The 7,297-nt window shown below is 73.7% G+C and carries 4 protein-coding genes and 1 pseudogene; 4 read left to right on the forward strand and 1 reads right to left on the reverse strand.

Translation table 11 applies throughout. From position 1 onward, the window contains the following. The first annotated feature begins 167 nt into the window (after window positions 1-167). Both AC2W7G_RS06015 and AC2W7G_RS06020 read left to right on the forward strand, forming a co-directional pair. Window positions 168-673, forward strand: a pseudogene (locus tag AC2W7G_RS06015) (hypothetical protein). Between the two features lie 29 nt (window positions 674-702). Next, complete coding sequence (locus tag AC2W7G_RS06020) at window positions 703-3,426, forward strand: DEAD/DEAH box helicase (protein WP_485867634.1); 2,724 nt, start codon at window positions 703-705, stop codon at window positions 3,424-3,426. A 97-nt stretch (window positions 3,427-3,523) separates the two neighbouring features. Here the strand turns inward: AC2W7G_RS06020 and AC2W7G_RS06025 are convergent, their stop codons facing one another. Then, entirely contained in the window at window positions 3,524-4,456 is a 933-nt protein-coding gene (locus tag AC2W7G_RS06025; RefSeq protein WP_485867635.1) for a 5'-3' exonuclease, read from the reverse strand. A 41-nt stretch (window positions 4,457-4,497) separates the two neighbouring features. Between AC2W7G_RS06025 and AC2W7G_RS06030 the strand changes: the two genes are divergently transcribed. Both AC2W7G_RS06030 and lnt read left to right on the forward strand, forming a co-directional pair. Further along, window positions 4,498-5,592 (forward strand): M24 family metallopeptidase, encoded by a 1,095-nt coding sequence (locus AC2W7G_RS06030; protein WP_485867636.1) that lies wholly within the window; start codon window positions 4,498-4,500, stop codon window positions 5,590-5,592. Between the two features lie 292 nt (window positions 5,593-5,884). Then, window positions 5,885-7,297 (forward strand): apolipoprotein N-acyltransferase (gene lnt, locus AC2W7G_RS06035; protein ID WP_485867637.1); only part of this gene is annotated, 1,413 nt, incomplete at its 3' end.

Raw genomic sequence — 7,297 nt, forward strand, 5'->3', positions numbered from 1 at the left:
CGCGCTGCACGGCGTGCTCGACGCGGTGGCCGGCACGCAGGTGCCCGTCGGCCTGGTGCCCGCCGGCACCGGCAACGACGTGGACCCGCACCCTCGGCCTGCCGCTGCGCTCGGTGCTGGCCGCGGTCGACGTCATCGACGCCGGTCGCACCCGCGACCTGGACCTCATGGACGTCGACGGCACCCTCGTCGCGTCCGTGGTGGCCTCCGGCTTCGACTCCAAGGTCAACGAGCGGGCGAACGCGCTGCGCTGGCCCCACGGACGCCTGCGGTACCTGCGTGCGGTCCTCCAGGAGCTGCGGGTCTTCGAGCCGCTGCCGTTCGAGCTCGAGCTGGACGGCCGCACCGAGCACCACGCGGCGATGCTCGTGGCCGTCGGCAACGGCGAGTCGTTCGGCGGTGGGCTGCGCATCTGCGCCGGCGCTCAGCCCGACGACGGCCTGCTCGACGTCGTCCTGGTCGACCCCGTGCCGATCCGCGAGCTGCTGACCGTGCTGCCCCAGCTGCCCTCCGGCCGCACCTGACGCACCCCGCCGTGCAGCGGGCGCCGCGTCCGGCCGGGGTGCGGCTGGCCGCGCCGGGCGTCGTGGCCTACGGCGACGGCGAGCGGCTCGGCCACCTGCCGCGCACCGTGTCGGTCGTGCCGGGAGCGCTGCGCGTCTTCGTTCCGTGACGTCACGACGCGCTCACTAGGGTGGAGCCATGAGCGCGACCAGGAGCCCGGCCGAGGCCTACGCCCAGGCCCGACGGGACCGTCAGCACCCCCACCTCGCCGACTTCCGAGGCGGCTACCCGTTCGGGCTCGACCCGTTCCAGGAGCAGGCCTGCCGTCACGTCGAGGACGGGTCCGGCGTGCTCGTCGCCGCGCCCACCGGAGCCGGCAAGACGGTCGTCGGCGAGTTCGCCGTGCACCTCGCGCTGGCCCGGGGCCAGAAGGCGTTCTACACGACCCCGATCAAGGCGCTGTCCAACCAGAAGTTCCACGACCTCGTCGAGCGCCACGGCGCCGAGAACGTCGGCCTGCTGACCGGCGACAACTCCATCAACGGCGAGGCGCCGATCGTCGTCATGACCACCGAGGTGCTGCGCAACATGCTGTACGCGGGCAGCCGCACCCTCGTGGGCCTCGCGTTCGTCGTCATGGACGAGGTGCACTACCTCGCCGACCGGTTCCGCGGCGCGGTCTGGGAGGAGGTCATCATCAACCTCCCCGAGTCCGTCTCGGTCATCGCGCTGTCGGCGACCGTGTCCAACGCCGAGGAGTTCGGCGACTGGCTCACCGAGGTGCGCGGCTCCAACGTCACCGTCATGGAGGAGCGCCGGCCCGTCCCGCTGCACCAGCACGTGCTGGTCGGACGCCGCATGTTCCCGCTGTTCGAGGACGACGGCGTCACCGTCAACAAGGCGCTCGAGCGGGTGGCCCGCGAGGACTGGCAGCTCAGCCGCATCCCGCGCGACCGCCGTCCCGGCAAGGGCGGCAAGCGGCCGCACGCCAAGCGCTTCCACACGCCGAGCCGGCCCGACCTGGTCGCGAAGCTGGACTCCGAGGGGCTGCTGCCCGCGATCGTGTTCATCTTCAGCCGGGCCGGCTGCGACGCCGCGGTGCGCCAGTGCGCGGACGCCCGGCTCAACCTCACCACGCCCGAGGAGCGCGAGGAGATCCGCGGCTACGTCGACGCCGCCGTCTCCGAGCTGTCCGAGGACGACCTGCACGTGCTCGGCTACCACGACTTCGCCGAGTCGCTCATGCGCGGCGTCGCCGCTCACCACGCCGGCGTCCTGCCGACGTTCAAGGAGTGCGTCGAGAAGCTGTTCAGCCGCGGGCTCGTGAAGGTCGTCTTCGCCACCGAGACGCTGGCCCTGGGCATCAACATGCCGGCCCGCTCGGTGGTGCTGGAGAAGCTGACCAAGTGGAACGGCGAGACCCACGCCGACGTGACGCCGGGGGAGTACACCCAGCTGACCGGACGTGCCGGCCGGCGCGGCATCGACGTCGAGGGGCACGGCGTCGTGCTCTTCCAACCGGGGCTCGACCCGCGCCAGGTCGCCGGGCTGGCGTCCACCCGCACGTACCCGCTCAAGTCGAGCTTCAAGCCGTCCTACAACATGGCGGTCAACCTGGTGCACCAGGTCGGACGCGCCTCGGCCCGCGAGCTGCTGGAGCAGTCGTTCGCCCAGTTCCAGGCCGACCGGTCGGTCGTCGGGCTGGCCCGGCAGATCCACCAGGCCGAGGAGGCCCTGGAGGGCTATGCCGAGGCCGCCACGTGCCACCTGGGCGACTTCATGGAGTACCAAGCGATTCGGCGCCAGATCAGCGACCTGGAGGCCCAGGGCGCCCGGCGGCGCAAGGCGCAGGTCCGCGAGCAGGTCGTCGAGTCCCTGCTGGCGCTCAAGGTCGGCGACGTGATCGACGTGCCGGCGGGCAAGTTCTCCGGGCTCGCCGTCGTGCTGGACCCGGGCAGCAGCGCCGACCGTGACGGGCCGCGCCCGCTGGTGCTCACCGAGTCCCGGCACGCCCGCCGGCTGGGCACCATCGACTTCCCGGTGCCGGCCGAGCCGCTGACCCGCATGCGCGTGCCCCGGCAGTTCAACGCGCGCAACGCGCAGGCGCGGCGCGACCTCGCGCACACCCTGCGGATGCAGGCGGACCGGGCCGACTACCAGCGCACCAAGCAGCGTCCGCGCCCGGCGCGCGACCTCCACGACGACGCGGAGATCGCCGAGCTGCGCCGCCGGATGAAGGACCACCCGTGCCACCAGTGCCCCGACCGCGAGTCGCACGCGCGCTGGGCCGAGCGGCACCTCAAGCTCGAGCGCGACACGTCCACCCAGCGGCGCCGCATCGAGCAGCGCACGAACACGGTGGCCCGCGAGTTCGACCGCGTCTGCGAGGTGCTGGAGGCGCTGGGCTACCTCGAGGGCGACACGGTGACCGACGAGGGCCAGCGGCTGCAGCGGCTGTACAGCGAGTCCGACCTGCTGATCAGCGAGTGCCTGCGACAGGGCCTGTGGAACGGGCTCGGTCCGGCCGAGCTGGCCGGCGTCCTCAGCGGCCTGACGTTCAGCAGCCGGGCCAACGAGGACACCCCCGCGCCGCGCTTCCCGAGCGAGAGCCTGCGCGAGGTGGCCGTCGACATGGACCGGCTGGCCGGTGAGCTGGCGATGGTCGAGCGCGAGCACCGGCTGCGCTTCCTGCGCCCGCCGGACTTCGGCTTCGCCCACACGGCGTACCGCTGGGCGTCCGGCGCGGAGCTCGACGAGGTGCTCTACGAGGCCGACGTGGCCCCCGGCGACTTCGTCCGGGCGGTCAAGCAGCTCATCGACCTCACCGCCCAGGTGGCCGACGCCGCGGGCAGCGGCGAGCTGCGCCGGACCGCGCGCGAGGCCGTGGGACTGCTGCGCCACGGCGTGGTCGACACCGCCTGAGCCAGGATCCCCACCCCACCTGCTCGCTGAGCGTGACGTTCTGCACGCCCCCACCGGCGTGTCGCGTGCACAACGTCACGCTCAGCGAGGACGGGGGTCAGTCGCCGGTGGGGTGACCGAGCGCGGTGAGGACCCGCTGGGCCGAGCCGCCGAGGTTCCACTGCTCGGCGAAGGCGGCGAAGCCGTCCAGGTCCGGCGGCGCCATGGCCGGCTGCGGCAGGTTCGGCAGGTCGGGCTTCACGGTGACGACCTCGACGGCCGCGGTGATGTAGGCCAGCGAGTCGCGCAGGCTCTGCCGCACCCGCGGCTTGAGCGCGGACGTGTCGTCGTGCGCCGCCTGGGCGATCGCGAGCACGTCCGGGTAGGTGGCGAGCAGCGTGGCTGCGGTCTTCTCGCCGATGCCGGCGACGCCGGGCAGCCCGTCGGACGCGTCGCCACGCATCACGGCGTAGTCGACGTACTGCGCGGCCTCGATGCCGTACTTGTCGCGCACCCACGCCTCGTCGACCACGTCGTGCTGGCGGACGCCGCGCGCCGTGTAGAGCACCCGCACCGGCTTGGCGTCGTCGACCAGCTGGAACAGGTCGCGGTCGCCGGTGACGACGTCGACGGGCCCGTCCCACGAGACCGCGTACGTGCCCAGCACGTCGTCCGCCTCGGCGTCCGGCGCCCCGACGACGGCGATGCCGAGCAGGCCCAGCGCCTCGCGGATCAGCGGCACCTGCGGGCCCAGTCCCTCGGGCGTCTCCTCGGCCTGCTCGGCCGCCGGCGCCTCGGGATCGAGCAGCCGGTGCGTCTTGTAGGTCGGCAGCAGGTCGACGCGCCACTGCGGCCGCCACGCGTCGTCCCAGCACGCGACGACGACGTCGGGGGAGTGGGCCTCGGTCAGCGTCGCGACGAAGTCCAGCAGGCCGCGGACCGCGTTGACCGGCGTCCCGTCGGGCGCCTTGAGCGAGTCGGGGACGCCGTAGAAGGCGCGGAAGTACAGGCTCGCGGTGTCGAGGGCGAGCAGGCGGGGACGCGACGGCATGGCCGTGAGTCTAGTGACGGGCGCGGCCGTAGGGTGGCGGCGTGACTTCTCGACTCGACCGTGCCCAGGCCCTCGCCCAGCGCGAGGGCGTCGACGCGCTGCTGGTGACGCCCGGCGCCGACCTGCGCTACCTGACCGGCTACGCGGCCAAGCCGCTCGAGCGCCTGACCTGCCTGGTCGTGCGTGCGTCCGGCGACCCCGTGCTCGTCGTGCCGCGCCTGGAGAAGCAGGCGGCGCTCGACTCCGGCACCACCGTGGAGCTGGCTACCTGGGACGAGTCCGACGACCCGTTCGCCCTCGTCGCCTCGATCGTCGGCGAGAGCGCCGGCACGGTCGCGCTGGACGACCAGATGTGGGCCTCGCGCGTCTTCAGCCTCGGCGCGGCGCTGCCCGGCACCGACCAGGTCCTGGCCGGTCCGCTGCTGACCGAGCTGCGCATGCGCAAGGACGCCGCCGAGGTCGCCGCGCCTGCGGGCCCGCCGGCGAGGCGATCGGACCGCGTCCACGCCCGGATGGGCGAGTTTCCTGCGCGTCGGCGCACCGAGCGCGAGGTGGGCGCCGACATCGCCCGCGCGATCCTCGAGGAGGGCCACGAGACGGTCGACTTCGTGATCGTCGGGTCCGGCCCGAACGGCGCGTCCCCGCACCACGAGGTCTCCGACCGCGTCATCGGCGCCGGGGAGCCCGTCGTCGTCGACCTGGGCGGCACGACGCCCGAGGGCTACTGCTCGGACTCGACCCGCAACTACGTCGCCGGCGGCGAGCCGCCCGCGGACTACCTGGCCAAGTACGCGGTGCTGCTCGCGGCGCAGACCGCGCAGCGCGAGCACGCGCGCGCCGGAGTCACGGCGGCGTCGGTGGACGCCGTCGGCCGCGACCTCATGACCGAGGCCGGCATCGGCGAGCTCTTCCTGCACCGCACCGGCCACGGCATCGGCCAGGAGACGCACGAGGAGCCCTACATCATCGAGGGCAACGACCTGGCGCTCGAGCCGGGCATGGCCTTCTCGATCGAGCCGGGCTTCTACGTCGAGGGCTCCTACGGCGCCCGGATCGAGGACATCGCGGTCGTCGCCGAGGACGGCAGCCTCGAGGTGCTCAACGAGCGTCCGCGCGAGCTCGTCCGCCTGCCCTGACCCGAAGGTCCCGGCCTGGTCCAAACCGCTTGACAGCCCCGCGGCACGGCGGCAGAGTCGTGCCGTCCACCAACCGCCGCTGGGCCGTCCGCGCCCCTGTCCGACGCACGCCTCCCGGTCTCCCGCCAAGCCCGGGGACTGCGTCCGACAGGTCCCGCCGGGCGCCACGCGGTGGACGACGTCAAGGGTTCCGGCTCCAGTAGACAACGGCACCGCGCGGGCCTCCAGCTCGTTCGGTGTCGGTCCGAAGGGGCCGGACTCTTGGCGTGGACGATGCCTGTACGGTGGCCGCGTGCGAACGACCGTGGCCCTCGCGGCGAGTGCCGCCGCCGGTGTCCTGTCCGCCCTCGCCTTCGACCCGGTCGCCCTGCCCTACGCGATGGTCGTCGGCGTCGCCGTCCTCGTGGTCGTCGTCCACCAGCTGCAGCCGCGTCGCGCCCGCGTGACGCTCGCCGCGGGCGCGCTGTACGGCCTGGTCTTCATGGGCGTGCTCATCTGGTGGATGCGCGCGGTCAGCGACGGGGCCTACGTCGCGCTCGTCCTCGCCCAGGTGCCCTTCCTCGCCCTGGCCGCGCTCGGGCTGCGCCGCGCGATGCGGCTGCGCTGGTGGCCGCTGTGGGCGACCGGCGTGTGGGTCGGCGTCGAGATGCTGCGTGGTCGGGTGCCGTTCAGCGGCTTCCCGTGGGGACGGCTCAGCCACACCGCCATCGACACCCCGTTCGCCGCGAGCGTCCGCTACGTCGGCGTCAACGGCACCAGCGCCCTCCTGTTCGCCGTGTCCCTGGCCCTCGCCGGGCTCGTGCTGGCGTTCTCGCTGCGCCGGGCGGTCGTCACGGTCGCCGGGGTCGCGACCCTCACCGTGGTCTGCGCGGTGCTGCCGACCGGCGTCGCCGGCCCGGACGGCTCCCGGCAGGTCTCCCTCGTCCAGGGCGACGTGCCCGGGCTGTTCCTGACCTGGCCGCGCGGCGAGATCCTCGACCTGCACGTCGCCGAGACCCGGCGGCTGGCCGACGACGTCCGCGCCGGACGCGTGCCGCAGCCGGACTTCGTGCTGTGGCCGGAGAACGCCACCGACATCGACCCGCTCGAGGACGGCCGCGCGGCCCGGCTCCTGGACGACCTCGTCGCCGACCTGGGGGCGCCGCTGCTCGTCGGCGGCATCCTCGACGGCCCCACCGACACCACGGCGCTCAACGCCGGCCTGGTCTGGACCGAGGACGGCCCGGGGGAGAAGTACGTCAAGCGTCGTCCCGTGCCGTACGGCGAGTACGTCCCGTTCCGCCAGCAGCTCGGCTCGATCGTGCCGCGCGTCGACCGCGACATCCCGCGCGACTTCGTGGCCGGCGAGGACCCCGGCTCCCTGTCGATCGGCGGCACGGCGGTCGGCGACACGATCTGCTGGGACATCGCCTACGACGACGTCGTCCGCGACGACGTCGAGGGCGGCGCCGAGGTGATGGTGGTGCAGACGTCCAACGCCTCCTTCACCGGCACCAGCCAGCCGGACCAGCAGTTCAAGATCTCGCGGCTGCGGGCGATCGAGACCGGCCGCTGGGTGCTGGTGCCCTCCACCAACGGCGTCAGCGGCATCGTGGACGCCGACGGCGACGTCGTGCAGGTGGCGCCGCGCCAGGAGCCGGCGACCCTGAGCGCCCGCGTGCCGCTGGGCACCGAGCAGACGGCCGGCATCCGCTGGGGCGCCGAG

Source organism: Aeromicrobium sp. PFPM2_SD2, assembly GCF_057364525.1.